Source organism: Curvibacter sp. GW821-FHT09D12 (genome assembly GCF_059416245.1).
Window position 1 is genome coordinate 33985 of record NZ_JBWKOU010000013.1, and the last position, 26992, is coordinate 60976.

Annotated in this window: 24 protein-coding genes and 1 pseudogene; 11 read left to right on the forward strand and 14 right to left on the reverse strand. The window is 67.3% G+C overall.

Annotated features, from left to right (window positions below; genetic code table 11):
• Positions 1-105: 105 nt before the first annotated feature.
• The 4 genes from AC07PT_RS19820 to AC07PT_RS19835 all read left to right on the forward strand — a co-directional run bounded on the left by AC07PT_RS19820 (position 106) and on the right by AC07PT_RS19835 (position 2768).
• Entirely contained in the window at positions 106-468 is a 363-nt protein-coding gene (locus AC07PT_RS19820; protein ID WP_494657814.1) for a TfoX/Sxy family protein, read from the forward strand.
• A 56-nt stretch (positions 469-524) separates the two neighbouring features.
• Positions 525-998, forward strand: a complete 474-nt coding sequence (locus AC07PT_RS19825; protein ID WP_494657815.1) for a hypothetical protein — start codon at positions 525-527, stop codon at positions 996-998.
• Positions 999-1028: 30 nt separating this feature from the next.
• Positions 1029-1445, forward strand: a complete 417-nt coding sequence (locus AC07PT_RS19830) for a VOC family protein (RefSeq protein ID WP_494657816.1) — start codon at positions 1029-1031, stop codon at positions 1443-1445.
• A 129-nt stretch (positions 1446-1574) separates the two neighbouring features.
• Positions 1575-2768 (forward strand): HD-GYP domain-containing protein, encoded by a 1194-nt coding sequence (locus tag AC07PT_RS19835; protein ID WP_494657910.1) that lies wholly within the window; start codon positions 1575-1577, stop codon positions 2766-2768.
• 72 nt (positions 2769-2840) lie between these two features.
• Here the strand turns inward: AC07PT_RS19835 and AC07PT_RS19840 are convergent.
• A pseudogene (locus tag AC07PT_RS19840) lies at positions 2841-3038 on the reverse strand (DUF1493 family protein); the annotation flags it as partial.
• A gap of 113 nt (positions 3039-3151) precedes the next feature.
• Here AC07PT_RS19840 and AC07PT_RS19845 point away from each other — a divergent pair.
• The 3 genes from AC07PT_RS19845 (at position 3152) to AC07PT_RS19855 (ending at position 6196) form a co-directional block, all read left to right on the forward strand.
• Entirely contained in the window at positions 3152-4000 is an 849-nt protein-coding gene (locus AC07PT_RS19845) for a helix-turn-helix domain-containing protein (protein WP_494657817.1), read from the forward strand.
• Positions 4001-4214: 214 nt separating this feature from the next.
• On the forward strand, positions 4215-4919 hold the full coding sequence (locus tag AC07PT_RS19850) for a hypothetical protein (protein WP_494657818.1): 705 nt from the start codon (positions 4215-4217) through the stop codon (positions 4917-4919).
• On the forward strand, positions 4916-6196 hold the full coding sequence (locus AC07PT_RS19855; protein ID WP_494657819.1) for an MFS transporter: 1281 nt from the start codon (positions 4916-4918) through the stop codon (positions 6194-6196). The genes AC07PT_RS19850 and AC07PT_RS19855 overlap by 4 nt, the downstream gene beginning before the upstream one ends.
• A gap of 10 nt (positions 6197-6206) precedes the next feature.
• Here AC07PT_RS19855 and AC07PT_RS19860 read toward each other — a convergent pair whose 3' ends face one another.
• Positions 6207-6563 (reverse strand): DUF779 domain-containing protein, encoded by a 357-nt coding sequence (locus AC07PT_RS19860; protein ID WP_492350177.1) that lies wholly within the window; start codon positions 6561-6563, stop codon positions 6207-6209.
• 118 nt (positions 6564-6681) lie between these two features.
• Positions 6682-8202: an aldehyde dehydrogenase gene (gene adh, locus AC07PT_RS19865; RefSeq protein WP_492350178.1), complete on the reverse strand. Its 1521-nt coding sequence runs from the start codon at positions 8200-8202 to the stop codon at positions 6682-6684.
• Positions 8203-8580: 378 nt separating this feature from the next.
• On the opposite strand from adh, the gene AC07PT_RS19870 reads away from it, so the two are divergent.
• Together AC07PT_RS19870 and AC07PT_RS19875 are read left to right on the forward strand one after the other, a co-directional pair.
• A complete protein-coding gene (locus AC07PT_RS19870; RefSeq protein ID WP_494657820.1) occupies positions 8581-10542 on the forward strand; it encodes a sigma-54-dependent Fis family transcriptional regulator in 1962 nt (653 codons plus the stop codon).
• Between the two features lie 116 nt (positions 10543-10658).
• Positions 10659-11723 carry a beta family protein gene (locus tag AC07PT_RS19875; protein ID WP_492350180.1) on the forward strand — a complete coding sequence of 355 codons (1065 nt, stop codon included), beginning with the start codon at positions 10659-10661 and terminating at the stop codon, positions 11721-11723.
• Here AC07PT_RS19875 and AC07PT_RS19880 read toward each other — a convergent pair.
• The 3 genes from AC07PT_RS19880 to asd are packed head-to-tail and all read right to left on the reverse strand — an operon-like array spanning position 11702 to position 14578.
• Entirely contained in the window at positions 11702-12406 is a 705-nt protein-coding gene (locus AC07PT_RS19880) for a sce7726 family protein (protein WP_492350181.1), read from the reverse strand. The genes AC07PT_RS19875 and AC07PT_RS19880 overlap by 22 nt on opposite strands.
• A gap of 34 nt (positions 12407-12440) precedes the next feature.
• Positions 12441-13658 carry a formate-dependent phosphoribosylglycinamide formyltransferase gene (purT, locus tag AC07PT_RS19885; protein WP_492350182.1) on the reverse strand — a complete coding sequence of 406 codons (1218 nt, stop codon included), beginning with the start codon at positions 13656-13658 and terminating at the stop codon, positions 12441-12443.
• A 59-nt stretch (positions 13659-13717) separates the two neighbouring features.
• Positions 13718-14578, reverse strand: a complete 861-nt coding sequence (gene asd, locus AC07PT_RS19890; protein WP_494657821.1) for an archaetidylserine decarboxylase — start codon at positions 14576-14578, stop codon at positions 13718-13720.
• Positions 14579-14685: 107 nt separating this feature from the next.
• Between asd and AC07PT_RS19895 the strand changes: the two genes are divergently transcribed.
• Together AC07PT_RS19895 and AC07PT_RS19900 are read left to right on the forward strand one after the other, a co-directional pair.
• Complete coding sequence (locus AC07PT_RS19895) at positions 14686-15609, forward strand: ATP-binding cassette domain-containing protein (protein ID WP_492350184.1); 924 nt, start codon at positions 14686-14688, stop codon at positions 15607-15609.
• A gap of 65 nt (positions 15610-15674) precedes the next feature.
• Positions 15675-16526: an ABC transporter permease gene (locus AC07PT_RS19900; protein ID WP_494657822.1), complete on the forward strand. Its 852-nt coding sequence runs from the start codon at positions 15675-15677 to the stop codon at positions 16524-16526.
• A gap of 25 nt (positions 16527-16551) precedes the next feature.
• Here the strand turns inward: AC07PT_RS19900 and AC07PT_RS19905 are convergent, their stop codons facing one another.
• The 8 genes from AC07PT_RS19905 to AC07PT_RS19940 form a co-directional block, all read right to left on the reverse strand.
• On the reverse strand, positions 16552-18120 hold the full coding sequence (locus tag AC07PT_RS19905) for an MFS transporter (RefSeq protein ID WP_494657823.1): 1569 nt from the start codon (positions 18118-18120) through the stop codon (positions 16552-16554).
• A 365-nt stretch (positions 18121-18485) separates the two neighbouring features.
• Positions 18486-19796, reverse strand: coding sequence for an MFS transporter (locus AC07PT_RS19910; RefSeq protein WP_494657824.1), 1311 nt, complete (start codon positions 19794-19796; stop codon positions 18486-18488).
• Between the two features lies 1 nt (position 19797).
• Entirely contained in the window at positions 19798-21018 is a 1221-nt protein-coding gene (locus tag AC07PT_RS19915) for an acetyl-CoA acetyltransferase (RefSeq protein ID WP_494657825.1), read from the reverse strand.
• Positions 21015-21980, reverse strand: coding sequence for an NAD(P)H-dependent flavin oxidoreductase (locus tag AC07PT_RS19920; RefSeq protein ID WP_494657826.1), 966 nt, complete (start codon positions 21978-21980; stop codon positions 21015-21017). Before AC07PT_RS19920 ends, AC07PT_RS19915 begins: the two co-directional genes overlap by 4 nt.
• Positions 21980-22741, reverse strand: a complete 762-nt coding sequence (locus AC07PT_RS19925) for an alpha/beta fold hydrolase (protein WP_494657827.1) — start codon at positions 22739-22741, stop codon at positions 21980-21982. Before AC07PT_RS19925 ends, AC07PT_RS19920 begins: the two co-directional genes overlap by 1 nt.
• A 55-nt stretch (positions 22742-22796) precedes the next feature.
• Positions 22797-23819, reverse strand: a complete 1023-nt coding sequence (locus AC07PT_RS19930; protein ID WP_494657828.1) for a Bug family tripartite tricarboxylate transporter substrate binding protein — start codon at positions 23817-23819, stop codon at positions 22797-22799.
• A gap of 10 nt (positions 23820-23829) precedes the next feature.
• Positions 23830-25524: a class I adenylate-forming enzyme family protein gene (locus tag AC07PT_RS19935; RefSeq protein ID WP_494657829.1), complete on the reverse strand. Its 1695-nt coding sequence runs from the start codon at positions 25522-25524 to the stop codon at positions 23830-23832.
• A 27-nt stretch (positions 25525-25551) separates the two neighbouring features.
• The gene (locus tag AC07PT_RS19940) at positions 25552-26991 is read right to left on the reverse strand and encodes a carotenoid oxygenase family protein (protein WP_494657830.1); all 1440 of its coding nucleotides are present in this window, start codon (positions 26989-26991) and stop codon (positions 25552-25554) included.
• Position 26992 lies beyond the last annotated feature (1 nt).

The window sequence follows — 26992 nt, forward strand, 5'->3', positions numbered from 1 at the left end:
CTGAAGCCGCCTTCTTGCGCTGGCGCAAGCGCCACCGGATCAGGGGTTTTGCGGGCGCGACAAAGCGGTCACAATGCGCCCATCCGGCCATTCACGGAGGACACCATGGGGACAAGACAAAGCACCATCGACCACCTGCTGGACCAGCTCGCCGCGGCGGGCCCGGTGTCGGTGCGCAAGATGTTCGGCGAATACTGCCTTTACCTGGCCGGCAAGCCGGTGGGCCTGGTCTGCGATGACCAACTGTTCCTCAAACCCACCGAGGCGGCGCGCCCGCTGCTCAAAAGCGCCGACGAAAAGCCCCCCTACCCTGGCGGCAAGCCCTACTTCCACATCGACCCTGACCACTGGGACGAGCGCGAATGGCTGGTCGACCTGGTGCGCACCACGGCGCTGGCCCTGCCTGAGCCCCCGCCCCGCCCCGCCCGGTCGCGGGCCAGCCGAGGCCTGACAGACAGTTCGGCTTGACCAAGCAGACCCATCGGCAGACTCAGCTGCGGCCAGCCCAGCGCCGACCGATCCCCATGAGGTCACTGAAAGCCCAGCTCCTGACCTGCCTCTGCCTGTGCCTGTGCCTGTTGGCCGCCCCGGCCCAGGCCCAGTTCGGCGGCAAGCGCGGCCTGGGCGGCTCACGTGGCAACACAGGTGGCAGTGGCCCGCGTGCCGAAGGGGGCTTTGCCGCACCCAACTCGCGCCTGAACCAGTTCACCGACCAGCTGATGGCACTGCGCCTGCAATTGCAGCTGGAAGCCGTCCAGGAAGCGGCCTGGAACGACTTCCAGCACCGGGCCGTCGACTGGGCCGCTGAGGCCTTGCGCGGCCGTTACGCCAGCACCGAGGAGGCGGCCCTGCAGGCCCTGGAGCGGCGCTGGAACGAGGCCCGACGCCGGCAAGGCCTGCTGGAGGCCCTCTTGGCCTCGGCCCGCCAGTTGGAGTCGCAACTGAACCCCGATCAGCGACGCACACTCGACCTGCAGTTGCCCGCCCTGCTGCCCTGACCTTCGCCCCCCCCTCGACAGGAGACCTGCATGCAAGCCTATCTGAATTTCGACGGCCGCTGCGCCGAAGCCTTCGCCTTTTATGCCCGTTGCCTGGGGGGCCAGATCCTCATGCAACTGCGCTACGGTGACTCGCCCACGGGCGATCCGGTGCCGGCCGAGCACCGCGACCGCATCATGCACGTCCGCCTGCAGGCCCGCGGCCTGGTGCTGATGGGCTCCGACATGCCGGCCCACATGGCCTTCGAAGGCTTCAAAGGCTTTGTGCTGTCCGTGCCGGTGAGCGACGCGGCCGAGGGCGAGCGCCTGTTCCGGGTACTTTCCGAGGGTGGCCAGGTGACCATGCCTTACAACGCCACCTTCTGGTCGCCGGGCTTCGGCATGCTGGTTGACCGCTTCGGCGTGCCCTGGATGGTCAACACCGACGCCGTACCCACGGGCGGCTGAAGCCCCCGACCGCTCCGCGCCTCTGGGGCCATTGGCCCGGAATCCCCCTACTTGACCCTACACCGGGGCAGGATTACCGTTCGACGGCCATGTTCCTATCGCGAACAACGAGGAGGCCTTGCCGTGAAGATGCTGCCCCTGCCGCGCGCCAAGGTCGAACTGGGGCATCCCCTGCCGTGGAATGTGCGCGACGCGCATGGCCGGCTGCTGCTCGGCAAGGGCCATGTGGTGACCTCCGACCTGCAGCTCGATTCCCTGCTGGAGCGCGGTGCTTTCGTCGATGTCGAAGAGATCAAGGCTGCCGCACTGACCCAGGTCCAGACCAATCGCGCCCGCGACGTGCTGGCCGCGCCGAACCTCTTCGAGCTCTGGAACCAGGCCACCCTGGTGCTCAAGCGCCTGCTCGACACGCTGGATGTGCAGGTCGGGTTTCCAGACCAGCTTGACCGTTTTTTGCATCACCTTGAGACCCTGCTGGCCAGCCACCCCGAGATCGCCTTGTACCGCTGCCTGCGCCAGGAGGGGGTGAAACTTTTCTATTACGGCTACCAGCATGCCATCCACACCGCCACCGTCTGCCTGTTGCTGGGACGCCAGCTGGGCTGGCCCGAGGCCCGTGTGCGCAGTCTGGCCAAGGCCGCCCTGACCATGAACGTCGGCATCCACGATCTGCAGGGCGAGATGGCGACACAGGACGTGCCCATGCGCGAACGCCAGCGCAGCGCCATCCAGACCCATCCGCAGAAGGCCCTGGCACTGCTGGCGCAAGCCGGGGTCAACGACCCAGACTGGCTGACCGCCGTGGCCCAACACCACGAACGCGCTGATGGCAGCGGCTACCCCCAGAAGCTGACCGAGGTGGCCGACATCGCCGTGGCCCTGCGGGTGGCCGACGTCTTCATGGCCAAGATCAGCCCGCGGGTGTTGCGGACACCGCTGAGTTCGCAGGAGGCGATCCGCCAGCTCTACCGTGAGGACAAGGGTGGGCCGATCTCGACGGCCGTGGTGAAGATCTTCGGCCTGTACCCGCCGGGCGAGTTCGTGCGCCTGGCCTCGGGCGAATACGGCCTGGTGGTCCAGCGCAGCAACCATGCCAAGACCCCCTGGGTGGCGGTGATCACCGACAGCCAGGGACGGCCAGTGCCCAAGACCGAGCGCCGGGACAGCGCTCAGCCCGCACATGCGATTATTGAGGTGCCCGCCGACCCCCGATTGATCGCCCGTCTCGCACCGGAGCGTCTCTTCGGCTACGCCTCGGCCAGCCCCGAACTGGTGGCGCGCGCAGCGGCCTTCCACCAAGGCATCGAAGAGCCCAAGGTATGAGCATGGGCTGCACGATGGCGGCCACTTGCCTGAGCACACGCTCCCTGAACTTCTCGCAGGTCGATTCCTGGATCAGGGCGCGCGAGGGGCAGGCGCAGACCTCGCCCTGATTTCTATTTTTTCAGTATCCCAAATACCATCGCATGCGGCCTGGACCAACATACCGATCGTTAGTGGCACCGGGCTGGGGGTTTTCCATTTGAAAAACAGCAAGCCCTCGGATGGGAAATATCGGGTGTAGTCAAAAGTTCCCGCCAGAACTTCGAATGGCTGGAAAAACTCGCAAGAAGCTCATCATGCCACCCGGGCCACATCGACCTACCAGTCGCCAGCACAGCCACCCCGTCCTTTGCTAGGCTGCAACGACGCCCCAGGACACTGCCATGCCCGACAGCCCGCCCCCCAGCCTCGCCACCGCCGCCCCGCACCGCCACGCCCGGACCTTGCGCTGGGACATCGGTGCCCACCGCTTCGAGCCCCATTTCCACGAGCAGTTCTTTGTGGCGGCCATCACCCAGGGGGCCTGCCACTTTCAGTGCGCCGGGCAGGCCTACACCGCACACCGGGGCGATCTGGTGGTGATCGCCCCCTTCGAGATCCACCAGGCGCTGAGCAGCGAAGGCGCCCGATACCAGGCCCTGTACCTGGCCGAGTCCGCCCTGAGGTCGGTGCCTCTTTGGCCCGAGCCCATGCCTGGGCACTGCACCCCAGCTGCGGCACCCTGCACAGCCCCAGCCGGGTCGGCCTGGCGGGGCGCCCCCGTGCTGCCGGCCCACCCCCTGGCCATGCCCTTGGCCCAGGCGCTGGACCGGCAGGACCTGGGCGCCGCCGTGCACATGGCCCGCACCGTGCTGGGCTCCGGCTCAGGCTGGGCACAGCACAGCCACCGGCCCCCCCACCCACTGCAACGACCCGAGCTGCGCGCCTGGCTGGAAGCCACCCAAAGCCAACCCACCCTGGCCCTGGGGGCCCAGGGCCTGCAACTGAGCCCGACCGCCTTCAGCCGGGCGTTCCGGCACACCTTCGGCATGCGGGCGGTGTTTTTCCGCAACCAGATGCGGCTGCAGCAGGCCGAGGACCTGCTGCTTCAAGCGATGCCGGCGGGCCAGGTGGCAGCGCACTGCGGCTATGCGGACCAGGCCCATCTGACGCGTGAACTGAAGAAGTTCCGCGGCGTGACACCGGGTCACTACCCCCGGCACTTTCAAAGTGTTGAACTGCCAGGCCTTTGAATGCCAGGCCGTTGAACGACCTGGGCATCGACCGTGCGGGCATTGAACCGCCGGGCCTTTGATGGGCCATGCCGCTGACCTGGGCGCCTGCGCCCGGCCGGCAGTCTGGCAAGAATGTTCAAGACCCGGGCCAACGGTGCTTGCAACACTCGCCCAGCCGCCCAGCCGCCCGGCCCACGGTGGGCCAGGGCACCCAAGCCCAGGGAGACACCCCATGCACACCCGACCTTCCTCCGCTGCCAGGGCCCATGCCCCGCAGCACCGGCCCCCACCGGCAAGCAACGCGGCCTGCTTGCCAGCCGCGCTGCCTGCCACCACAGCCGGGAGTGGGCCGCCCAGAACCAGGCCGCTCCACCAGCGGCTGGCCACCCTGGGCGACGACAGCGCCGAGCTGACCTGCAGCATGCACGTGGCCCGCCGCTGGGGTGGCGCCCGCGAGACTGTCGGCTGCAGCTCCTTCGAGGCCGCCCGTGAGCTGCTGCGCACCGGGCGGGCCGACGCCCTGCTGGTACCGGCCGCCTACCCTCGGCTCAACGCCTTCATCATGGACGAGGCCCTGCTGGCCAGCCAGGTGTTCATCATGCCCATTCCCGCCCTGGTGCTGGCCACCTGCACCGGGCCGATCGCGCCTCGGCTGCAGCAGCTGATCCACCATGCGGCAGTCACGCCCTTGTTGCCCGAACTGGGCCTGTGCTGGGTGCAAGCCCGGCAGGCTGACTCGAACGCCGAGGCCTGCCGTCTGCTGCTGGCCGCCCCCCAGCCCTCGGCCTGCATCACCAACGCCTTGTGCGCGACCCACTTCGGCCTGGAGGTGGTGCGCGAACTGCGTCCGAACCTGGCCATGCCCTGGATCTGCTTTGTGCCCCATCCGCCCTTGGGCTCGCGCTCAAGCCCCGGCATGGCGGAGGCCAGGCCATGAGCGGCAACAGCACCGCCGCCATCCGTCAGGCCCAGGGGGCACCGGCCCCCTTGCAGCCCTGGGCCTTGCTGGGCTTGACCTTGGGAGTGACCGCCATCGGCGTCGAAGGGCTGGTCATCTCGCCCGTGCTGGGGGATCTGGCCCACACCTTTGATGCCAGCCCGGCACAGGCCGGCTGGGCCGTCTCGGCCTATGGTCTGGCGCTGGCGGGCGCCGCCCCCATCGTGGGCCTTTGGGGCGACCGGATACCCCGCCTGACCCTGTTGCGGGCCGCCCTGGGCTTGTTCGTGCTGGCGGGCCTGCTGTGCGCACTGGCCAACAGCCTGGTCACGCTGGTGGCCGCGCGAGCCCTGTGCGGCGCGGCGGCGGGAGCCTTCCTGCCGGCCTGCTACGCCTATGTGGGCGACTGCACCGCCTTTGCCGATCGGGCCCGGGCCATGGGCCGGGTGATGGCAGGCTGGTCGCTGGCCCTGACCCTGGGCATCCCGGTCGGGGGGCTGATCGCCCAGCTGTGGGGCTGGCGACTGGCCTTTGTCGCGGTGGCGCTGCTGGCGGCCGTGGCCGCCTGGCGGGTAGGCCGCATGCCGGCCGCGCCCTTGCCTCAGCCCTTGCCTCAGCCCTTATCGCCGCCGTCCTCGCCCACCCAAGGGGCGCCATGCGCGGTCCGTTCAGGCCCGCCATCGGCACCGGGGCACGCGCCGGCCCGGCGCCCGCGGCTGGACCGTGCAGCGCTGCCGCTGCTGGCCCTGAACTTTTTCGACATGCTGAGCTTCTACGGCGTCTACACCTTTCTAGGGGTGACAGTGCAATCCCAGCTGCAGTTGGGCAGCGGAGGCTTCGCCCTCTTCGTGGCCTGCTATGGGTTGGGCCTCATGGCCAGCACGCTCAATGCCGGCGTGCTTGATCGCTTTGGCAAGACACAGGTGCTGCGCGGGGCCCTGCTGCTGCTGGCCTGCCTGCTGCTGGGCCTGGCCCCTGCCACCGCCCACCCAGCCACCCTGGCGGTCACCATGCTGTGCTGGGGGGTGCTGCAAGGCCTGGCACAGACCGGCACCGCCACGCTGGTCACCCGGGTCTCCGAACGAGCGCGCGGACTGGCCATGGCCTGCCTGAGCTGCACCACCTACCTGGCGGTCAGCCTGGGCTCATTCGGCGGGGGCTGGGTGCTGACCCACCACGGCTTTGAGGCCCTGGCCCAGGGCGCTGCGCTGTGCGCTCTGGTGGCGGGTGTGCTGCTGCAGGGCTGGGTGCAGGGCTGGGTGCGCGAGGCCACTTGAGCCCTCGGGCTCACAGCCCCAGTTCGGCGGCCTCGGCGTCGGTGAACACGCGCGAGCGCGTCAAAAACGCCTGGCCCGTGGGGCCCTCCAGCGAGAAGGTGCCCCCCGTGCCGTCGATCACGTCGATGATGAGTTGGGTGTGCTTCCAGTACTCGTACTGATTGGCCCCGATGTAGAACGGGATGCCTCCGATGTCGCCCAGGTACACATCGCCCGCGCCAATGGTCAGTTCGCCGGGCAGGTAGGCATTGGCCGCACTGTTGTCACAGCAGCCGCCCGATTGGTGAAAGAAGAAGCTGCCGTGCTCGGCGCGCAGTTGCGCGATCAGCGCCAGCGCCGCGGGCGTGGCGATCACTTTGTCGACCATGGAACACCTCCGGATCAAAAAGCAAAAGGCAAAAGGCAAAAAGCGCCCGGGCACCCGGCCAGGGCCGGGCGACGGGGCGCGTCAAAGAGAGAGAAGTTTCAATCCAGCGTCTGCCGGATCAGAAGAAGCCCAGCTTGTTCTCGCTGTAGCTGACCAACAGGTTCTTGGTCTGCTGGTAGTGGTCCAGCATCATCTTGTGGGTTTCCCGGCCAATGCCCGATTCCTTGTAGCCGCCGAAGGCCGCGTGGGCCGGGTAGGCGTGGTAGCAGTTGGTCCACACACGGCCGGCCTTGATGGCGCGGCCCATGCGGTAGGCCACGTTGCCATTGCGGCTCCACACGCCGGCGCCCAGGCCGTACAGGGTGTCGTTGGCAATGGCCAGGGCTTCGGCTTCGTCCTTGAAGGTGGTGATGGCCAGCACCGGGCCAAAGATTTCTTCCTGGAAGATGCGCATCTTGTTGTGGCCCTTGAACAGCGTGGGCTGCACGTAGTAGCCACCGGCCAGGTCACCCGACTGATGCGACTGGGCACCACCGGCCAGCACTTCAGCGCCTTCTTGCTTGCCCAGATCCAGGTACGACAGGATCTTGGTGAGCTGCTCCTTGCTGGCCTGTGCACCGATCATGGTGTCGGTGTCCAGCGGGTTGCCCTGCACGATGGCGGCCACGCGCTTGAGCACACGCTCCATGAACTTCTCGTAGATCGATTCCTGGATCAGGGCGCGCGAGGGGCAGGTGCAGACCTCGCCCTGGTTGAAGGCAAACAGCACCAGGCCTTCGATCGCCTTGTCGAGGAAGGAGTCGTCCTGGTCCATCACGTCGGCAAAGAAGACGTTGGGCGACTTGCCGCCCAGCTCCAGGGTGGCCGGGATCAGGTTGTTGGCGGCGGCCTGCGCAATCACGCGGCCGGTGCTGGTGCTGCCGGTGAAGGCGATCTTGGCGATGCGGCGGCTGCTGGCCAGCGGCATGCCGGCTTCGCGGCCGAAACCGTTGACGATGTTGAGCACGCCCGGGGGCAGCAGGTCGGCGATCAGCTCGACCAACACCAGCAGGCTGATGGGGGTGGATTCGGCGGGCTTGAGCACCACGCAGTTGCCGGCACCCAGGGCCGGAGCCAGCTTCCAGGCGGCCATCAGGATCGGGAAATTCCAGGGAATGATCTGGCCGACGACGCCCAGGGGCTCGTGCAGGTGATAGGCCACGGTGTTCTCGTCGATCTCGCTCAGGGCGCCTTCCTGGGCCCGCACGCAGCCTGCAAAGTAGCGGAAGTGGTCGACGGTCAGCGGAATGTCGGCGTTCAGGGTTTCGCGGATCGGCTTGCCGTTGTCCACGGTCTCGGCGTAGGCCAGCAGCTCGAGGTTGGCTTCGAGACGGTCGGCGATCTTGAGCAGGATGTTGGCGCGGTCGGCGGCGGGCGTCTTGCCCCACTTGTCGGCAGCCGCGTGGGCAGCGTCCAGGGCCAGTTCGATGTCTTCGGCACCCGAGCGGGCGGCCTGGGTGTAGACGGTGCCCGAGATCGGGGTGACCACGTCAAAGTACTGACCCTTGACCGGCGGCACCCATTGGCCACCGATGAAGTTGTCGTAACGGGGTTTGTAGACGATCTTGGCGCCAGCGGCGCCGGGTGCGGCGTAAATCATGCGTGTCTCCAGCTGTTGTCAGAAAAGTCGCCGGCCCATGCCTGGCGGACGTCACTGCTTCTCAAGACCTGTGCCACCGCGTACCCAGCCTGGGCCAAGGCCCTGGAAATGCCCGCCGGCCTGCGCCGCAAGCCATTGATTGGCAAGGATTTTTTTCAACAATTAAGGACAAACCCGAAGCCCTTGAAAACGGCGCGAGCCGCCTTGTCACGCGTCAAATGGCGACACCGGCGGACAGCCCGCGGACGTTGCATTGCAAGACACCTGTCCAAAAATGGAACACCCGGCCCGCGCAAACCCTGCCGGTGTCACACCGAGGGTCACACCGCCTAAACTCTGCCCCAGAGCGCGCTGCGAGCGCCCAGGAGACACATGACCATGGCGACCCCGTACCCCGTTCCCGGCCCTGTGCTGCGCGAGGCCCGGCTGCGCCTGCAACAAGGTGGCCCCCTGCCGCTGGAGGCGGTGGACGAGCGCGTGGCCCGCTCCTGGCAGCGCAGCCTCGCCGCCGGACTCACCCCGGCCAGCGGCATGCACCATGTGGACCACCTGAGCGGCAGCGAGCTGCGCCAGTCGCTGGCCTGCAACATCGACCTCATCAACCACTCGCAGCCGGTGATGGAGTACCTGTTCGAACAGGTGCGCCACAGCCACAGCATGGTGGTGCTGGCCGATCGCCACGGGACCCTCATGCACACCCTGGGCGATGCCGATTTCCTGGGCAAGGCCGAACGCGTGGCCCTGCAGGCCGGCGCCTGCTGGCACGAAAGCCAGCGCGGCACCAACGCCATCGGCACGGCCCTGGCCGAAGCCTGCGGCATCGAAATCCACGGCCCTGAGCACTACCTGGAGCGCAACGATTTCCTGACCTGCGCGGCCTCGCCCATCGTCTCGGCCACCGGCGAACTGCTGGGCATCCTCGACATCTCGGGCGACCAGCGCAGCCACCACCCGCACACACTGGGCCTGGTCAACACGGCGGCGCGCATGATCGAAAACCGCCTGTTCGCCACCACCTGCCGCCAAAGCACCTGTCTGCACCTGCACCCCCAGGCCCACGGCATCGGCACCCTGGCCGAGGGCGTGGTCGCGCTGTCCGAGGACGGCTGGATCATGGGCGCCAACCGGCAGGCCCTGGCCTGGCTGGGCCTGAGCCGCCAGGACATCGGGGCCACCCCGATCGCCCGCGTGCTGGACACCCGCATCGACACCTTGCTGGCCCGTGCCGCCAGCCAGCACGACAGCCCCCTGGTACTGCACCGCAAGGACGGCTCGGTGCTGCACGCCCAGTTGCGCACCCAGCCCGGCCAACGCGTGGTCGTGCGTGCGCCGGCCCCCCGGCGCAACCCGGTCGACGTGGCCCCCCGCGAGCAGGATGCCCTGGCCGCCCTCGACACCGGTGACAGCGCCTGGCGAGCCGTCGCCGACAAAGCCCGCCGCGTGTGCGGCAAACCCATCCCCCTGTTGCTGCATGGCGAATCGGGCGTGGGCAAAGAGCTGTTCGCCCGCGCCGTGCACGACAGTTCGCCGCGCCGCCACCGCCCGTTTGTGGCCATCAACTGCGCGGCCCTGCCCGAGCACCTGATCGAATCCGAGCTGTTCGGCTACAGCCCCGGCGCCTTCACCGGCGCACGCAAGGAAGGCAGCCTGGGGCGCCTGCGCGAGGCCGACGGCGGCACCCTGTTCCTCGATGAGATCGGCGACATGCCGCTGGCCCTGCAGACCCGCCTGCTGCGCGTGCTGCAGGAGCGCCAGGTCATGCCGCTGGGCGGCGGCGCCCCGGTGGCCGTCGATTTCGCCCTGATCTGCGCCACCCACCAGCCCCTGCGCGAGGCGGCCGAGGCCGGCCGCTTCCGGGCCGACCTGTACTACCGCCTCAACGGCCTGACCCTGATCCTGCCGCCGCTGCGCCAGCGCAGCGACTTTGAAGCCCTGACCCGCAAGCTGCTGAATGAACTGGGCGGCGAACCGCCGCTGAGCATCGCCCCCGACCTGCTGCGCGCCCTGGCCGCCTACCCCTGGCCCGGCAACCTGCGCCAGTACGCCAGCGTGCTGCGCACCGCCATCGCCCTGCTCGATGCCGGCGAAACCACGGTCGACTGGCCCCACCTGCCCGACGACATGCTGGCCCTGCTGCGCCCCGCCGCCGGCGCCCAGGCGGTACCGGCATCAACCCCGACATCAACAACGACCGCCCCCACGATGGGCCCCGACCAGAAACTGGCCGACATCTCCCGCGCCGCCGTGCAGCAGGCGATCCAGAACGCCCGCGGCAACCTCTCGGCCGCTGCCCGCCAACTGGGCATCAGCCGGCAGACGCTTTATCGCAAACTGGGGTGAGGGGGCCTGAGTAACACCAGAAAACAGCTGTCATCGGAATGCTCCGGCCGACCATCGAGAGGCCGTGCAGGGTTCGAGGCAGCACCCAACAATCGTCGAATTCACGGAGGAATTCGATGATCCCACTGGACCGTTACCCCTACTTCCCGATGCTCCGGACACGGCAGGCAGAGCTCAAGGGCCTTGATCAACTGCACTCGGAACAAAAACAGGCCATGCTTCCCCTGCTGACCTTGGGGCGGTGGCCCAAAGCCACCGACTTCGCCAAGGGTGCTGAGAAAGCAGCACAAGTCATGGCCGGAGCGCCCTACTGCCTGGATCTGACCCAGGACCTCACCCACCTTCCCGATCTTCAGCAGCGCTTGCGCAGCCCGCGCCAGGGATTTAAGGCTTGGCGAGACTTCGTCAAGGATTGGCCCCAAGTCCTGCCGGTACTTCAAAACCACCCAGAGGCCTCATTGCGTGATTGGCTGCAACAGGCACGTGGGCTGGAACAGCAGGCTGGCCAGTTGGCGTTCCGAATGACGGACTTCGAGCATCATCCCCCGTTGGTCATCCAGGCCCTCAGCGCCATGGACGATCCAACACGCGCGATTGTCTTCATCGATGCCCAATTCATCCGCGCGGCGCTGCCCACGTACGTTCAAGCCACACTGCTCACGATCAACCAGCTCCGATCAGCGTTTCCGGACCTGTTGATCGTGGTCAGCTCCACCAGTTTTCCGGCCTCAGTCCTGCCATTTGCCAACCCCAGCCAAAACGCAGGAACCATCGACATTCTGGAGCGTGAATTGCACGCCCGCATCGGTGGCCATGCCGTAGCAGCCTACGGCGACCACGGATCGATCCACTCTGTGGTCTACGACGAATCGAGCGCTATGCGCTGGGCTGCCCGCGTTGACTATCCAGGGGAATTGAGCTGGGAGTTCGCTCGCAGCCCGAAAGACCACTCCCGCCAGGGCTATATCTCTGCAGCCCAGGCCATCATGGCCTCGGATCTCAGTCTGGGCACACGTGGGCTTTGGGGCGAAGACATGATTCTGCAAGCGGCTCAGGGCCATCCGTACGGTGTCGCGCCTGTGTCGTGGATCGCTGTTCGGGTCAATCTCCATCTGGCCCGGCAGTTGGCTTTGTCACAGCGACTGCTGCAAGCTGAGGATCAAACAGACGAGGATGAGTAAGGCTGTGGAACCCGTCTGGCCAGGGCTCGCTCTGGCATCGCGACGCGGCTGAGAAAGGCCTGCAGACGGGCCTCTGGGGTGAGCGGCACCGCGCCCCGCGGTAGGACATCGGTCATGGCACCTTGCTGAGCCCGCCATGGTGCCAATCGTGCTTCACGGGCCCGCAGGCTGGCCAGTACCTGAGCCCGCACCACCGCCGTGGACAGGGTCATGGCCTGGACGAGCAAGTCCTCACGGGTTCCGCGCGCAGGTCGATCATGGGATCGCAACAGGCGACGCAACTCGGACACGGGCAGAAAGCTCAACCAGCCTTCGAGCCGCGGCCCCCGCAACAAGCAGGATGGGCGCACTACCTTGAAACCCCGCTCGGCGTCCACCGTCCAGAGCCCGACCGTGGCCGCGGTCTGAGCCTGCACCGCCGTCAGGTGCCGCAAGGTGCACACCACTGTGACGCGCTCAAAAAAACGGCAATAGCTGTCGAGCTGCCCCGGCAGCCGAGTCAACCGGTCCCGGTCGCTCTTGATTTCGAAAGCCGCCAGGCGGGCCCCGACCTGAACCAGGTCAACGCGGCGCTCGAAGCGATCGATGCACAGTTCGGAGATGAGGCTGGCCGACGCTCCTTGCGGCTGACGACGCAGCCGCTCGATCAGCGCCTGACGGATCTGTGCTTCGTTCATCGCCATGGTGCCCAACCTCGCTCAGCCCCGCCTCGCCCGCTCAGCCCACCCGCGGCTTGACCTTGGAGGCGGCCAGCTTGGCGGTGGCGCGGGCCTGGTCGGTGTCGGTGCCGCGCGCCAGGGCCACGCCCATGCGGCGCTTGACAAAGCTCTCGGGCTTGCCGAACAGGCGCAGGTCGGTGCCGGGGATGGCCAGGGCCTCGTCCACGCCATCGAACACGATGCCCTGGGCCTCGACGCCGCCGTAGATCACGGCACTGGCGCCGGGGTTGCGCAGGCTGGTGTCCACCGGCAGGCCCAGGATGGCCCGGGCGTGCAGTTCGAACTCGCTCTGGTGTTGGGTGCACAGGGTGACCAGACCGGTGTCGTGCGGGCGCGGGCTGACCTCGCTGAACCAGACCTGCTCGCCCTTGACGAACAGTTCCACGCCGAACAGGCCCTGGCCGCCGAGGTTGTCGGTGACGGCCTGGGCGATCTGGCGCGATTTTTCGAGTGCGGCCGGGTGCATGGGGTGGGGTTGCCAGCTTTCCACGTAGTCGCCGCTGACCTGCACGTGGCCGATGGGGTCGCAGAAGCTGGTGACGATCTGGCCGTCGGCGCCCACCGAGCGCACGGTGAGCTGGGTGATTTCGTAGTCGAAGTCGATGAAGCCTTCGACGATCACGCGGCCGTGGCTCACGCGGCCACCGGCCATGGCGTAATCCCAGGCCTTTTGCACGTCGGCCGGGCCGTCGATCTTGCTCTGGCCCTTGCCCGAGCTGCTCATCACGGGCTTGACGATGCAGGGGTAACCAATACCCGGTTGGCCATCCGTGCCATCGATGGCCGCCTGCAACTCGGCCAGCGAGTCGCAGAATTGGTAGGGGCTGGTGGGCAGGCCCAGGGTTTCACCGGCCAGGCGGCGGATGCCCTCGCGGTCCATGGTCAGGCGGGCGGCACGGGCGGTGGGGATCACGCGCACCACACCGGCGGCCTCCAGCTCTTCCAGCATGGGGGTGGCGATGGCTTCGATCTCCGGCACCACCAGGTGCGGGCGCTCGGCTTCGATCAGGGCCTTGAGCTGGGCCGGATCACTCATGGTGATGGTGCGCGCGTGGTGGGCCACCTGCTGGCCCGGGGCGTTTTCGTAGCGGTCCACAGCAATGGTCTCGACGCCCAGGCGCTGCAGCGCGATCAGGACTTCTTTGCCAAGCTCGCCGGAGCCGAGCAGCATGACTTTGGTGGCCGAGGCCGACAGGGGGGTGCCGAGAGTGGTCATGGTTCTGGGGCGCAGTGCGCCGGTAGGTCAAGGGGTTGAAAAACAGAAACAGGGGGGCGTCAATCGGGTTGAGGCACGCTTTGGCCCATGGCCTCACCCATGCGGATGGCGCGGGCCGGGGCCCAGTCGGGGTTGAACGACAGCGTGTTCTTGGGGAACAGCATCACCACGGTGGAGCCCAGCAGGAAGCGGCCCATCTCGGCGCCCTTGGCGATCACCACCTCTTGCGTGTCGTAGCGCCATTCGCGCACCGTGCCCGGGCGCGGCGGGTTGACCACGCCATGCCACACCGTGGCCATGCTGCCCACGATGGTGGCGCCCACCAGGGTGAGCACGAAGGGGCGGCGGGCCTCGTCCTCGAACACGCAGACCACGCGCTCGTTGCGGGCGAACAGGCCGGGCACGCCACGGGCCGTGGTGGGATTGACCGAGAACAGATCGCCGGGCACGTGGATCATGCGCAGCAGCCGCCCGGTGCAGGGCATGTGGATGCGGTGGTAGTCGCGCGGGCTCAGGTAGAGCGTGGCGAACTCGCCGTCGTCGAAATGGCGCGCCAGCGCGGCATTGCCACCCACCAGGGTCTGGGTGCTGTAGGAATGCCCCTTGGCCTGGAAGATCTGGTCACGCTCGATGCGCCCGAACTGGCTGATGGCGCCATCGACCGGGCACACGTAGGCCGCATCGGCCTGGGGGCGAGCCCCCTCGCGCAAGGGCCGGGTGAAGAACTCATTGAAGCTGGCGTAATCGCTGGCCTGGCTCTGCTGGGCCTCGGACAAGTCCACGCCGTAGCGGGCCACAAAGCGACGGATGATCCAGTGCGTCAGGGCGCCGGCCCGGGCGCGGGCGACAAAGCCGGCAAACCGGGTCAGGGCCAGCTTGGGAATCAGGTACTGCGGCAGCACCGCGAGACGGTCGGACAAGGGGGCCCCTGGAAGTTGATGGAACGTAACCTGCCATTTTATTCAGCCCCGAGGACGGGTCACGGCGCAGACACGCCATCGCGCCCTGCCTGGGCCACAATGCCCCCATGCAAGAGCCCCTGTTCGAGGCCCAAGGCCTTCAAAAACGCTATGGCGACACCACGGTGGTCGACCAGTTGTCCTTTGCCATTGCGCCCGGCGAGTGCCTGGGCGTGATCGGGCCCAATGGCGCCGGCAAGACCACCACCATCCGCATGTGCCTGGGCCAGGCCACGCCCGAGGCCGGGGGCATCCGCGCCTTCGGTCTGGCCATGCCGGCGCAGGCCCTGGCCATCAAGGCCCAGCTCGGCGTGGTGACCCAGTTCGACACCCTGGACCCCGATTTCAGCTGCCTGGAGAACCTGATCGTCTATGGGCGCTACTTTGGCATCCCGCGGCGCACGATGCTGGAGCGCGGGCCGCAGCTACTCGAGTTCGCCGCCCTGGCCCACAAGGCCGATGCCAAGCCCGGCGAGCTGTCGGGCGGCATGAAGCGGCGCCTGAGCCTGGCCCGCGCCCTGGTCAACAACCCGCGCCTGCTGATCCTGGACGAACCCACCACCGGGCTCGACCCGCAGGCCCGCCACCTGATGTGGGAGCGCCTGCAGCGCCTGATGCAACAGGGCAAGTCGATCCTGCTGACCACCCACTTCATGGACGAGGCCGAGCGCCTGTGCCACCGCCTGCTGGTGCTGGACCATGGCCGCAAGATCGCCGAAGGCGCGCCACGCCAGCTGATCGCCGAGCACCTGGAACCCGAGGTGGTCGAGGTGTATGGCGCCGGCGCCACCGCCGTGGCCCAGGGCCCGCTGGCCGCATTGGCCAGCCGCACCGAGGTCAGCGGCGAGACGGTGTTTTTCTACACCCACCAGGCCCAGCCCCTGCTGGCCGCCCTGGCCACCGAGCCCGCCCTGCGTACCCTGCATCGCCCGGCCAACCTGGAAGACCTGTTCCTCAAGCTCACCGGCCGGCAGATCCGGCAGGACGGCTGAACGCCGCTTCGAGCACTTTCACGCCGCCATTCGCCCCCCAGAACCTGATGACGCCCCCACCGACCATGACCCGCCCCACCGCCGATCCAGCCTCCCCCAGCCACCCACCCCCGCCTTCGGTGTGGCGGGCGCCCAGCCTGTCCACCCGCTGGTGGCCGGTGTTCCTGCGCAACCTGCTGGTGTGGCGCAAGCTCGCCATCCCCAGCCTGGTGGGCAACATTGCCGAGCCGCTGATGTGGCTGGTGGCCTTCGGCTACGGCATGGGGGCGCTGGTGGGGCAGATCACGGTGCACGGCCCCGACGGCGACACCCAGGTGCCTTACATCCTGTTCCTGGCCAGCGGCTCGATCTGCATGAGCGCCATGAACGCCGCCTCGTTCGAGGCCCTGTACTCGGCGTTTTCGCGCATGCACGTGCAAAAGACCTGGGACGGCATCATGAACGCCCCCGTGGGCCTCGATGACGTGGTGCTGGCCGAGATGCTGTGGGCCGCCTTCAAGGCCTTGTTCACCGTCACGGCCATCATGGGCGTGATGCTGGCCCTGGGCATCAGCCACAGCCCCAAGCTGCTGCTGGCCTGGGGCGTGCTGCTGGGCGTGGGGGCCATGTTCTCGAGCATCGCGCTGATCTTCAACGCCCTGGCCAAAGGCTACGACTTCTTCACCTACTACTTCACCCTGGTGCTGACGCCGATGATGTTTCTGTCGGGCATCTTCTTTCCGCGCGAGCAACTGCCCGAGCTGGTGCGCCTGGCCTCCGACTTGCTGCCGCTGACCAATGCGGTGGAGCTGGTGCGCCCCTTGTTCATGGACCGCTGGCCCGAACACGCGCTGCGCCACGGCGCCGTGCTGCTCGGCTACACCGTGGCCGCCTTCTGGCTGGCCCTGGCGCTGACGCGCAAGCGCTTCAGGGGCTGACCCACGCAGCGCGCTGGCCTGCCGGTCACCGCAAGCGCCGTTGCCAGGCCACCACCAGGGCCGCCACCAAGGCCATGGCGGCCAACAGCCGGTACAGGTCTTCGCAGGCCAGCAGCAGGGCCTGGTTGTCGAGCAAGGCCGACAACTGGGCCAAGGCCCCCAGGTGGGCCTGTTCGGGGCTGAAGCCCCGGGCTTGCAAGGCGCCGGTCATGCCGGACAACCACGCGCTCACGCCGGGACGCTCCGGGCTCAGCCCGACCAACAGCTCATCGTGCAGCGCAAACTGGCGGTTCTGCAGCATCACGGCGGCCACGGCGCTGGCCCCTGAACTGGCCATCTGGCGCATCAGGTTCTTGCCCTGGTAGCCATGGGCAAAGCCTTTGTCGCCCAGCTCCCGGAAGGTCAACCCCGCCACAGGCAAGACCAGCAACACCCCGAAAACGCCCTTCAACAACAAGGCGGGCAGCAAAGCACCCACAGGCGCCCCGGCCGGCTGGCCGGCCAGGCCCCAGGCGCACAAGGCCAGCGCCAGCAGGCCCGCCAGCATCAGCGGTCTTTTGTGCGGCAGCCGGCCCGCCCAGCGGATGTAGGCCCAGGCCACCACCAGGCTGGTCACCCCGGCCAGGCTGTTGAGGGCCCCCGTGGTGCGCAAGGGCAGGCCCAGGCCCCGCTCGGCATAAATCGGGAACAGATAGGCCGCAAAGTTGGACAGAAAATAATGCACAAAGTACAGGCCCAGCCCCACCAGGTACACCGGGCTGTTGAGCTGGCGCAGGTGCAGCAAAGGCGTGGGGTGCCGCCATTGATGCCACAAAAACCCAAGCAACAAGCCTGCACCGCTCAGGCCCAGCAAGATCAAGCGCAGCGGGTGGGCCAGCACATCGAGCCGGGCCTCCGAAAAGCCCCACTGCAGACACAGGGCCGCCAAGGCAAAGCACAGCAAGGGCCCCGCCATGCTCCGCCACGAGGCTTGGTCGCCGGGCAGCCCTTCATGCTGGCGACCCACTGGATCGGGCAACCAACGCCACAGGCCCAGGGCCACCCCCAACACCGCCGGCACCACCGCCACAAACACCGAGGGCCAGCCCCAGCGTTCGATCAGGCTGGCAGCGCACCCAGGGGCCAGGGCACTGGCCGACAGCATCAGCACCATGAAGCGGCGCATGGCCTGAGGCCGGTCCACCGGCGCAAACAACAGCAGCACCAAGACCCGGGCCGCGGTGAAGAACGCCCCGCCACCCAGCCCCTGCACGGCCCGAGCCAGCGCCAACTGCTGCAAGCTGCCACTGGTCGAGCACCCCAGCAAACCCAAGGCAAACAGGCCCAAGGACACGGTCAGCACGCGCCGATAACCCCAGTGCTGCACCAGGCGCTGCTGCAGCACGATGGCCAGCAGACTGCCAATGGCATACGCGGCCTGCGCCCCGACGAACTCGGCCGGCGCTGCCGCCAAGCCCCCCATCACGTGGGCGGACGAGAACACAAACATCACGTTCTCAAAAAACTCCAGCGCCACCAGCAGACCCAGCAGGGTCATCAAACGGTGCTTGCGCGTGGCATGGCCGCGCAGCAGCAGTGCTAACAAAGGCTTCATGAGCGAATACCACGGTGCGGTGGGGGTAGGGCCGAGGTCGCACCCGGTCCGGAATCTGGGTTGTCGGCGTGGCGTGCCATCGGGGCCTTGCCAAGGTCAGCGCCAACACGAAACAGGCTGAACCCGGGCAATTTAAGGCGGCTCAGGCCCACACCCGAGCGGCCGGTGCACCAGGCCACATCTGCAGCATCAACTTGCGATTGGAAACACCACTCATCACCAAAACACGACCGCTCACTACACACACTCCGCACCAGGCCCTGGAGACAAAGGCATGAACCGCGCGCCGGGGCACCTGGGCCCCCGGGCAGCAGCAGCAGCAGGGGCACCGCTGCGCCACTGGCGAAGCCGCATCGCTCAGCACCTCATGCAGGGGTCACGGGCTTTTGCAACGCTTGCGCCATGGGCGCGCAGACGATGGCGGCGAGGCACAACACGGCAGGCACGCCCCACATCGCGCTGGGCCAGTGGTGCGACAGGCTGCCCATCAAGACCGGCAGCGCCCCGCCCGCGATGGCCTGGGCCAGGTTGTAGCTTGAGGCAATTCCGGTGATGCGCAAGGGCGCCGGAAACACCCTGGCCATGGGGGCCAGGACCACCGGAATCAAGCCGGCATTGAGTGCCCCAATGGCAGACCAGCCCCAGAACACCGTCGACGGTGTGACCAGGACATAGAACCCGGCGATGCCCACGATGTTGAGCACGGCGAAGACGGTGATGACGCGCGCGCTGCCAAAACGGTCGGCGGCCGCGGTGGTCAGCAGCGTGACCACCATGGCGCTGGCTGTCAGCCCCATCTGGGCGGAACTCATCAAGGCCCGAGGCCACTGCATCTCGACCTGGAAGTACGCCACCGGGTACAGCTGCACGGTCTGGATCAGCCCTCCCGAGACCAGCGCCAGCCCGGTGGCCACCAGCAACTCGCGGCGATAACGCGTGAACAGCGCCGAGAACGGCAGCCGCTGTGCCGACTGCGCAGCCTGGGCCATCTGCAAGAACACCGGCGACTCTTTGACACTGCGCCGCAAGTAGACCGAGAGCAGGCCAAACAGCCCACCCACCAAAAAGGGCAGGCGCCAACCCCAGGCCAGGTAGTCGGCCTGCGGCAGTTGGCTGGACAGCAGCAGGATCATGCCCACCGCCAGCAACGACCCCAGGCCGAAGCCGACGGTCAACAGGCCGATGGCAAAAGTGATGCGGTTCTCCGGCACCGTCTCCATCACATACGAGGCGGCCGCCGGGAATTCACCGCCCATGGCCAGGCCCTGGCCGGTGCGGCAAAGCAGCAGGAGGATGGGCGCGGCGGCACCGATCTGGGCGTAGGTGGGCAACACCCCGATGCCCAAGGTGCCCAGGGCCATCAGCAGCAAGGTGATGCCGAACAGGCGCTTGCGGCCGATGCGGTCCCCCAGAGCGGCCAGCACGGTGCCGCCCAGGGGCCGCACCAGGTAGCCCACCGCGTAGATGCCCAGCACCTGCAGCTGGGCCAGCCAGGGCGCGACATCCGAGGCCGAGAACAGCTTGCTGATCACGGGGCTCATGTGCAGAAAGACCACAAACTCATAGAACTCCAACGCGCCCCCCAGCGTGGAAAGGCTCAGCACCTTCCAGTGCTCTGCGTTGATGGCGCCGGCCCCCGCAGCCCGGGCGTTGTCAAAGGGTTCAACTGCAGCCATGTCAGTCCACCTCCACCACAAAGCTCACCACCGTGCCCAGCGACCCGCCAATGTTGAGTGTCTGCAGGCGCCAGGCCCCCTCGATCTGACAGGCCCCGGCCAGGCCGGTGACCTGGCGCGCCGCGTCCAGCAGCATGCGGGCGCCGGTGGCCCCCACCGGGTGGCCCGCGCCAATCAGGCCCCCGCTGAGGTTGATAGGGCAGCGTCCGCCGCGCTCGATGCTGCCGTCCGCAATCGCCTGCCAGCTCTGGCCCGGCGGTGTGAGGCCCAGGTGATCGATGGCCATGTACTCGGTGCTGGTGAAGCAGTCGTGCGTCTCCACCCCATGCACGGCGTCGATGCCTTCGATGCCGGCGCGGCGCCAGGCGTCTTCGACGGTTTGCCGGACATGCCCGAACACATAGGGCTGGCCCTGGCTGCGCTCAAGCTTGTCGCGCAGGCGCAGCCCGGCATTGCGGTGGCCCCAGCCACTGATGCGGGCCAGGCCCGCACAAGAGCGACCCTGCGCCTTCAGGAAGCGCCCTGAGGCCAGCACCAGCGCGCAAGCGCCGTCGGTGATCTGGGCACAGTCCTGGCGCCGGCTGCCAGGCTCGATCACCGGGTTGGCCTGATCGTCATCGGTGAAGCTCAGCGGATCAAACTGCCAACGCCGGGTCTGGGCCAGCGGATTGAGACGCGCATGCCCGTAATTGAGCTCGGCAATGCGGTTCAGGTACTGGCGATCCAGCCCGTAGCGCTGGGCGTAGGTCTGGGCCACCAGGCCAAAGGCCGCCGGCCACATGAAGCGACACTCGATGTCCTCCCGCCCTTGCCAGGAGGCTGCATTCTGGTTGCGCGAAGCCTGGTCACCGGGCAGGTTCTTGAGTTCCTCGACGCCCAGCACCAGCACGCAGTCATAGCGGCCGGCCTCGATCTCGGCCATCGCGGCCAGCACCGCCAAAGAGGACGAGGCACAGGCGCCCTCATGGCGCATCGCAGGCACCCCCCAGAGCTCGGGCACCACCTGGGCCACCATGGCACCCAGGTGCCCTTGTTGCCGCTGCAGTTCGGCAAAGGCGTTGCCCACATGGATGCTGCCGATGTGCTCGGCCGCCACGCCACTGCTCTGCAGCGCACCCAGCGTGCCTTCACGCACCATGTCAGAAAGATCCTGCCCCTGGCGCGACCAAGTTCGCGCAAAGTCGGTTTGATAGCCGCCGAGGATGTAGATGGCTTCGGTCATGACGGACTCCTTGGCTGGCGTTGAAGAAAGCGCTCGCAGGCTTGTCGGTATTCCTGCTCGATCTGGTCCACCACCTCGGACAGCGGCTGGATGGCCCGGATGCTCCCCACACCCTGGCCGGCGGCCCAGACATCGCGCCATCGGCGGCTGCCGCTGTCTTGGCTGTCGTAATGACGCTCGGGGGCCGGCGGCAAGCGATCGGGGTCCAGGCCTTGCGCCCGCAAGGAGGGCTTGAGCCAGCTGGCAGGGGTGCCGGTGATCGCGTCACTGACGAGAAGGTCGTCAAGCTGGGCATCGACCAGCATCCGCTTGTAGTCGGGGGCGGCCAGGCTTTCACGGACAGCGATGAAGCGGGTTCCCATGTACACCGCGTCGGCACCCGCCGCCAGGGCGCCCGCCACACCCCGGCCGTCGCTGATGGCCCCACCCACCACCAGCAAGCCGTCAAAAAACTCGCGCACCGCACTGACAAAGGCAAACGGGTTCAGGAAGCCTGTGTGCCCCCCCGCCCCGCTGCAGATGCAGGCCAGGCCATCCGCGCCCGCAGCCACCGCCTTGCGGGCCAGTTGCAGGTTGACCACATCGGCCAGTACCAAGCCACCATATCGCTTGACCACGGCCATGGCCGGCGCGGGGCTGCCCAGGGCCGTGACCACCAGCGGTGGCTTGAAACGGGCGACCAGCTCCAGGTCCTGCGTCAGTCGGGTGTTCGATGAATGGGTCACCAGGTTGGCGCACCAAGGGCCCAGGGGATGCGGTTGCGGCTCATCGCGCGCCCGCGCCAGCCCCTCGGTGATCTGCTGCATCCACTCGCCCAACTGGGCAATGGGGCGCGCATTGGGGGTGGGGAAGGCCCCTACCACACCGCTGCGGCAGGCTGCCAGCACCATCTCGGGGCCGGACACCAGAAACATCGGGGCCACCACCACGGGCAGCCGCCACGCCGAAGGCCATCGGGTCATCACAGCGCCTCCGTTCCGGCGGCCAGCTGCGCCTGGGTGGGATCAAACTGCCGTACCCGCAACAGCAAAGCCTGCACGGCAGCCGCCACGCCCTGGGGCGCTTCATACGGGCTCAGGTGCCCCACCTCCGGCAACCAAGACAACTCGGCACCCGGAATCAAGGCGGCCAATTCACGCGACAAGCCGGGGGGCGTGACCTGATCGGCGTCGCCGCACACCACCTGAACGGGCATGCGCAGCCCGCGCAAAACGGCGCTCGCATCGCTGCGTCGCATCAGCAGACGGTGCTGCCGCGCCGCGGCCTCAGGTCCAATGGCGCGCAGTTGCTCGCGTGCGCGCGCCATCCAGGCTTCCTGCCCATGAAAGCGCGGGTGGCTGGCATAGCGGCTGAGGCCGGCCACCACCTTGTCGAAGTCGCGCGCGATGGCCGCCACCGCCTTCTCGCGGGCCTGCAGCAACTCGGGCGTGTCCGCTTGGGCCGAGGCCCCCAACAGAACCAGACCGAACACCCGCTCAGGGCGCTGCTGCAGCATCTCGTAGGCGACCCAGGCCCCCATCGAGTAGCCGCAGACCACCAGGGGCTGATCGGGGTGCAGGTCATGCAGCAACGACCAGGCCTGTTCTGCCATCTGGGCCAGGCTAGCCTGGCTGGCCACCTCGGCAAGACGCAGGTCCAGGTCGGGGGGCAGCCAAGGCAGGACATCGGCCCAGATGTCGGGGGTGTTCAGCATGCCCGGAATCAGCAACAAGACAGGTTTCACAGCGGCTTTCAAAACAAAGGGTTGAGGGGGTCATGCGCCGTGACGGCTCACACCATCACGGTTCATGGGTGAAACCAGAGGCCTGCACCGCGGCTTTCCAGCGCGAGGACTCCGCTCGCAGAAAGCGGCTCATGTCCTCAGGGGTGCTGGGCAGGGGCGTGAGATCAAGCGAGGCCCACCGTTCTCGGAGTTGGGGCGAGCGCAGTGCGCCAACGAAGCGGGCATTGAGTTGATCGATCATGGCGTCGGGTGTGGCCGCTGGCGCCGAGATGGCGGCCCAGATGCCGATCTCGAGTTCGGGGGAGCCCAACTCTCTGAAGGTCGGCACCTCAGGCAGCAGAGGCGACCGGTCGGGCCGCGTCACCGCCAGCACCCGCAGTCGCCCCGAAGCCAGATGGGGCAGCACCGCCAGCAAGGGCAGAAAGGCCGCGTCGACTTGCCCTCCGACCAGGTTCTGGACCGCCTGAGGCGTGCCGTTGTAGGGCACGTGGACCAGGGTCAGGCCCAGCCGCTGATTCAGGATCACGCTGGCGAAGTGCGAGGTATTGCCCGCCGTGAAAGAGGCGTAGGTTGCGTCGCGCGGGTGAGCCCGTGCCCAGCTTGCGAACTCGGTCAGCTGCCGGGCCGGCACCCGCGACGAGACCGCAAGCACCAGAGAACTCGACAGCAGCGTCGTGACAGAGCGAAAGCTCTTTTCACTGTCGTAGGGCAACTTGCGCACCGTGTGCGGATTGATGCTCAAGATGCCCGGCGTTGACAGCAGCAAGGTGCCGCCATCCGCTGCGGCCTGGGCCACATACTGGGCCGCAATGCCCCCCAGCCCACCCGGCCGGTTGTCGATCAACAGCCTGTCGCCACCCGACTCCCGAAAGACCTCGGCCACCTGGCGCAATGCCGTGTCAATGAGGTTGCCCGCCGGAAACGGCACCACGACCCGCAACAATCGCGGGTCTGTCGCAGATGGGGCCGCGCTCAATGGCGGTTGCGCCCATGCGGGCAGGCCCAGACCCGGAAGGGCCGAGAGCCAGCCCAAGGATTGGCGACGGGAAGGCAGGCGGGCCCCAGGTGTCTGTGCCATGGCGGTGGCCTCAGGTCGCAAAGCGCTGGCGCAACTCGCGCTTGAGCAACTTACCCACCGGGTTGCGGGGCAGTTCGGGCATCAGCATCAGATGCTCAGGGAGCTTGTAGACCGCGATGCGTTGCGAGCGCAGGTAGTCGGTCAGCACCTCCAGCGTGATGACCTGCCCCGACGCGGGTGCCACACAGGCACAGACCCGCTCTCCCAGGGTCTCACAGGGCACACCGATGACAGCCACCTCCTTGACCCCCGGGCAGGCCTGCAGCAGCCCTTCGATCTCTTCAGACGAGATGTTGACCCCACCGCGGATGACCAGGTCTTTGCTGCGGCCCACATAACGGTAGAACTGCCCCTGGTCCCCAGCGATCTCGAACAGGTCGCCAGACTTGTAAAAGCCCTGTGCGTCAAAGGCCTTGGCGGTCAACTCAGGCGCATTGAAGTAGCCACTGAACACGGTGGGCCCGTCGTAGCGCAACTCCCCGACCTGGCCGGGCTCCGTGATGTCGCGCTCGGTGTCCAGATCGACCAGGCGAGTCAGCACCCCGCGGCGAGCGGCACCGGCGCGCGGGAAGTACAGGGCCCGCTGCCGCGGGTCGGGCATGTCGAGCGCGCCACCGCCCAGCGAGGCGCCCTCGTTGGATCCGAAGTAGTTGATGATCTGAACGCCGTAGCGCTCGGCAAAAGTGCTGACCATCCACTCGGACAAAGGGGCCGACCCTGACCCGATGCGCCGCAAGCGCTTGAAGTCAATCCCGCTCAACAAGGCCTCGTTTTGCAGCAGCATGTTGAGTACCGCGGGTGGTGCCACGGTGTAATCGATGGCCTCGTCCCGGATCTGTCGCAGGAACACCTCCAGGTTGAACGGATGGTGCTGCACGATCGTCGCCCCGAGCCGAAGCGCCGTGCAGAACGCGGTGGCCAGGCCCGCCATGTTGATCATGGGGAAGGGGTTGAGGATGCGGATGTGGGGCCGCAACTCGGCCACCTCGATCACCCCGGGCAGCAGCCCCAGCCACTCGTTGTGGCTGCGCGGCACCGCTTTGGGCGCGGCCTCGGTGCCCGAGGTCCAGCAGAGGCTGAACACATCGTTGGCGGTCACGCCCGCGTCGGCCGCGCGCTGCTCAACCCGTGCCAGATCACCCGGGGAGAGTGGCACCGCCAGGGCAGGCCCGATGTCACGGAGGCCGGCAGGCAGGTCAGGCCCCCAGGCCAGAAGGCGGGTGCCCGGATGCGCGAGCCGCAGCCACTCATCAAAGAAAGCGGCGGCCCGATGGGCGCTGGCACCCCGCCCGATGCGGGCGCAGGTCACCACGCTGCGGGCACCGCTGGTGCGCATGATCTGCGACAGCTCATGCTCGCGGTACTGCACCGGCACCGGGGTGATGATCAGCCCCAGGCGGGCGCAGGCCAGGTAGACCACATGCTGCTCGACGCAATTGGGCAGTTGCACCAGCACCACGTCGTCACGCTGCAGACCTTCGTCGATCAGCAGACGGCAGAAGCAGTCAACCTCCAGCCCCAGCTGCACCCAGCTGAGGCGCCTCGGTGCGCCATCCATGAAGTCGTTGCGGTTGAAGGCATCGACCACGGCCTCGGCATCGGGCCGCTCGCGGCGCTGTATTTCAAAAAGATCCCACAGCGTCTGGTGGCCCCACCAGCCCTGCTCGACGCACTTGGCGATCTTTTCAGCTTGGACCAAGATCATGTTCGCTCCTGTTGAAATGGGGGTTGATCAATAGCCGCGCCGCAGGCGTTCAGCGCTGACCCAGGTGGCATGAAAGCCATGGGGTACGCGGTGCGGCAGGCGGATGCGGGCGACCGGGCCCTGGCTGATGTCGCGGGCGTCAAAGACCACCACGAACGAGGCCTGTCGGTCGTCATCCCACATGAAGCCCACCAGGTAGCCATCGTCTTCGGCTTGCGGGTTGTCTGCGGGTGCAAACGGTGCCTCGCTGAACCACCGGCCCGTGCCCTCGTGGTAGGTAGTGCAGACATTGCGCTCCAGGTCATAGCGCACCAAGCCGGCAAAGCGGGGCTCCTCGGGTCGGCGCAGGCGGGCCATGAGCACGTTCCAGGAATAGCGTGTCTTGAGGCCCTGCATGGCCGAATTGATGACCGGGAACTCCTGGTTGATGATGTCGTCAATGATGCGTTCGCGGGTCTGCCCGGTGCGCAGGTTGAAGCGCCACTCGTAGAACATGAAATCGTGCTCCAGGTGCGCCAGCATCTTGGGGAAGCCCGCCACATCGATCTCGCCATGGGCGTCGCGGGGCAGACGGAAGGGCGTGCCCGTCATGACGATCTCGGTGCCGCCCTGGCCGTCGGCCTCTTCCCAGGCGTTGGAGACGTGGTACATGTAGGTCGGGCTGGCCTCGAACCAGCGGATCTGCTCAGGTGTGCCATGCCGGGGCACGACGGCAAAGCGAGAAGGCAGGTGGTGATGGAACTTCAGTTTGTGCCGGCCTGCCGCAAAGGCGTCCATGTCATAGAACAGCGGAAAGTCGTGCAGGATGGTGTAGTTCGGCGTGATCGCCATGTCATGCGGCAGGCGCGGCCCGGGCAGCTCGATGGGCATGAAGGTGGTCAGCTGGTGATGCCGGTCCATCACCCCGTAGTGCATGTAAGGGGCCTCTTTGCCATAGGCAAAGAACAGGAACTCGCCCGTGGTCTCATCCACCTTGGAGTGCGCTGAAATGGGCACGCCTTTCAAACGTGGATCGAACTCCAGGCGCCCCACGGTCGACAAGTCCTGGGGGTTGACCTGGTACACCGCCCCGCCCAGGTACCACATCGAGATCAGCTTGCCGGCGTAGAACTTCACGTCGGTGTTGGAGGTGTTCTTGATCGGCATGTCGGGCCGGCTCTTGCGCGGTGGGTCCTTGATGCCCTGCCACAGGGCCTGCCCTGCCGCCAGTTCCTCCTGGAGGCCATCGGTCTGCACCCAACGGTTCATGTAATGGGCCTTGCCGCCTTCGAACCGCACCGCATGCAGCATGCCGTCACCGTCAAACCAGTGGTAGCGGCCTGGGGCATCAAAACGGCGGTTGGGGCCGTTGCGCACGTGCATGCCCGACAGGTCCTTGGGGATCTCGCCTTCGATGTCCGTCAGTTCCACCGAGTGTTCCTGGTCGATGGGGGCAAAGCCGCCCTGGAGGACGGGAATGTCATTCATG

Excerpts from the sequence above, each read along its gene's own strand:
- AC07PT_RS19900 (WP_494657822.1), top strand. The coding sequence starts at position 15,675 with ATGACCCGCCCCACCGCCGATCCAGCCTCCCCCAGCCACCCACCCCCG.
- AC07PT_RS19845 (WP_494657817.1), top strand. The coding sequence starts at position 3,152 with ATGCCCGACAGCCCGCCCCCCAGCCTCGCCACCGCCGCCCCGCACCGC.
- AC07PT_RS19930 (WP_494657828.1), bottom strand. The coding sequence starts at position 23,819 with ATGGCACAGACACCTGGGGCCCGCCTGCCTTCCCGTCGCCAATCCTTG.
- AC07PT_RS19870 (WP_494657820.1), top strand. The coding sequence starts at position 8,581 with ATGGCGACCCCGTACCCCGTTCCCGGCCCTGTGCTGCGCGAGGCCCGG.
- AC07PT_RS19905 (WP_494657823.1), bottom strand. The coding sequence starts at position 18,120 with ATGAAGCCTTTGTTAGCACTGCTGCTGCGCGGCCATGCCACGCGCAAG.
- AC07PT_RS19910 (WP_494657824.1), bottom strand. The coding sequence starts at position 19,796 with ATGGCTGCAGTTGAACCCTTTGACAACGCCCGGGCTGCGGGGGCCGGC.
- AC07PT_RS19920 (WP_494657826.1), bottom strand. The coding sequence starts at position 21,980 with ATGACCCGATGGCCTTCGGCGTGGCGGCTGCCCGTGGTGGTGGCCCCG.
- AC07PT_RS19860 (WP_492350177.1), bottom strand. The coding sequence starts at position 6,563 with ATGGTCGACAAAGTGATCGCCACGCCCGCGGCGCTGGCGCTGATCGCG.
- purT (WP_492350182.1), bottom strand. The coding sequence starts at position 13,658 with ATGACCACTCTCGGCACCCCCCTGTCGGCCTCGGCCACCAAAGTCATG.
- AC07PT_RS19935 (WP_494657829.1), bottom strand. The coding sequence starts at position 25,524 with ATGATCTTGGTCCAAGCTGAAAAGATCGCCAAGTGCGTCGAGCAGGGC.
- adh (WP_492350178.1), bottom strand. The coding sequence starts at position 8,202 with ATGATTTACGCCGCACCCGGCGCCGCTGGCGCCAAGATCGTCTACAAA.
- AC07PT_RS19940 (WP_494657830.1), bottom strand. The coding sequence starts at position 26,991 with ATGAATGACATTCCCGTCCTCCAGGGCGGCTTTGCCCCCATCGACCAG.
- AC07PT_RS19875 (WP_492350180.1), top strand. The coding sequence starts at position 10,659 with ATGATCCCACTGGACCGTTACCCCTACTTCCCGATGCTCCGGACACGG.
- AC07PT_RS19895 (WP_492350184.1), top strand. The coding sequence starts at position 14,686 with ATGCAAGAGCCCCTGTTCGAGGCCCAAGGCCTTCAAAAACGCTATGGC.
- AC07PT_RS19850 (WP_494657818.1), top strand. The coding sequence starts at position 4,215 with ATGCACACCCGACCTTCCTCCGCTGCCAGGGCCCATGCCCCGCAGCAC.
- AC07PT_RS19880 (WP_492350181.1), bottom strand. The coding sequence starts at position 12,406 with ATGGCGATGAACGAAGCACAGATCCGTCAGGCGCTGATCGAGCGGCTG.
- AC07PT_RS19825 (WP_494657815.1), top strand. The coding sequence starts at position 525 with ATGAGGTCACTGAAAGCCCAGCTCCTGACCTGCCTCTGCCTGTGCCTG.
- AC07PT_RS19830 (WP_494657816.1), top strand. The coding sequence starts at position 1,029 with ATGCAAGCCTATCTGAATTTCGACGGCCGCTGCGCCGAAGCCTTCGCC.
- AC07PT_RS19820 (WP_494657814.1), top strand. The coding sequence starts at position 106 with ATGGGGACAAGACAAAGCACCATCGACCACCTGCTGGACCAGCTCGCC.
- AC07PT_RS19915 (WP_494657825.1), bottom strand. The coding sequence starts at position 21,018 with ATGACCGAAGCCATCTACATCCTCGGCGGCTATCAAACCGACTTTGCG.
- AC07PT_RS19855 (WP_494657819.1), top strand. The coding sequence starts at position 4,916 with ATGAGCGGCAACAGCACCGCCGCCATCCGTCAGGCCCAGGGGGCACCG.
- AC07PT_RS19835 (WP_494657910.1), top strand. The coding sequence starts at position 1,575 with ATGCTGCCCCTGCCGCGCGCCAAGGTCGAACTGGGGCATCCCCTGCCG.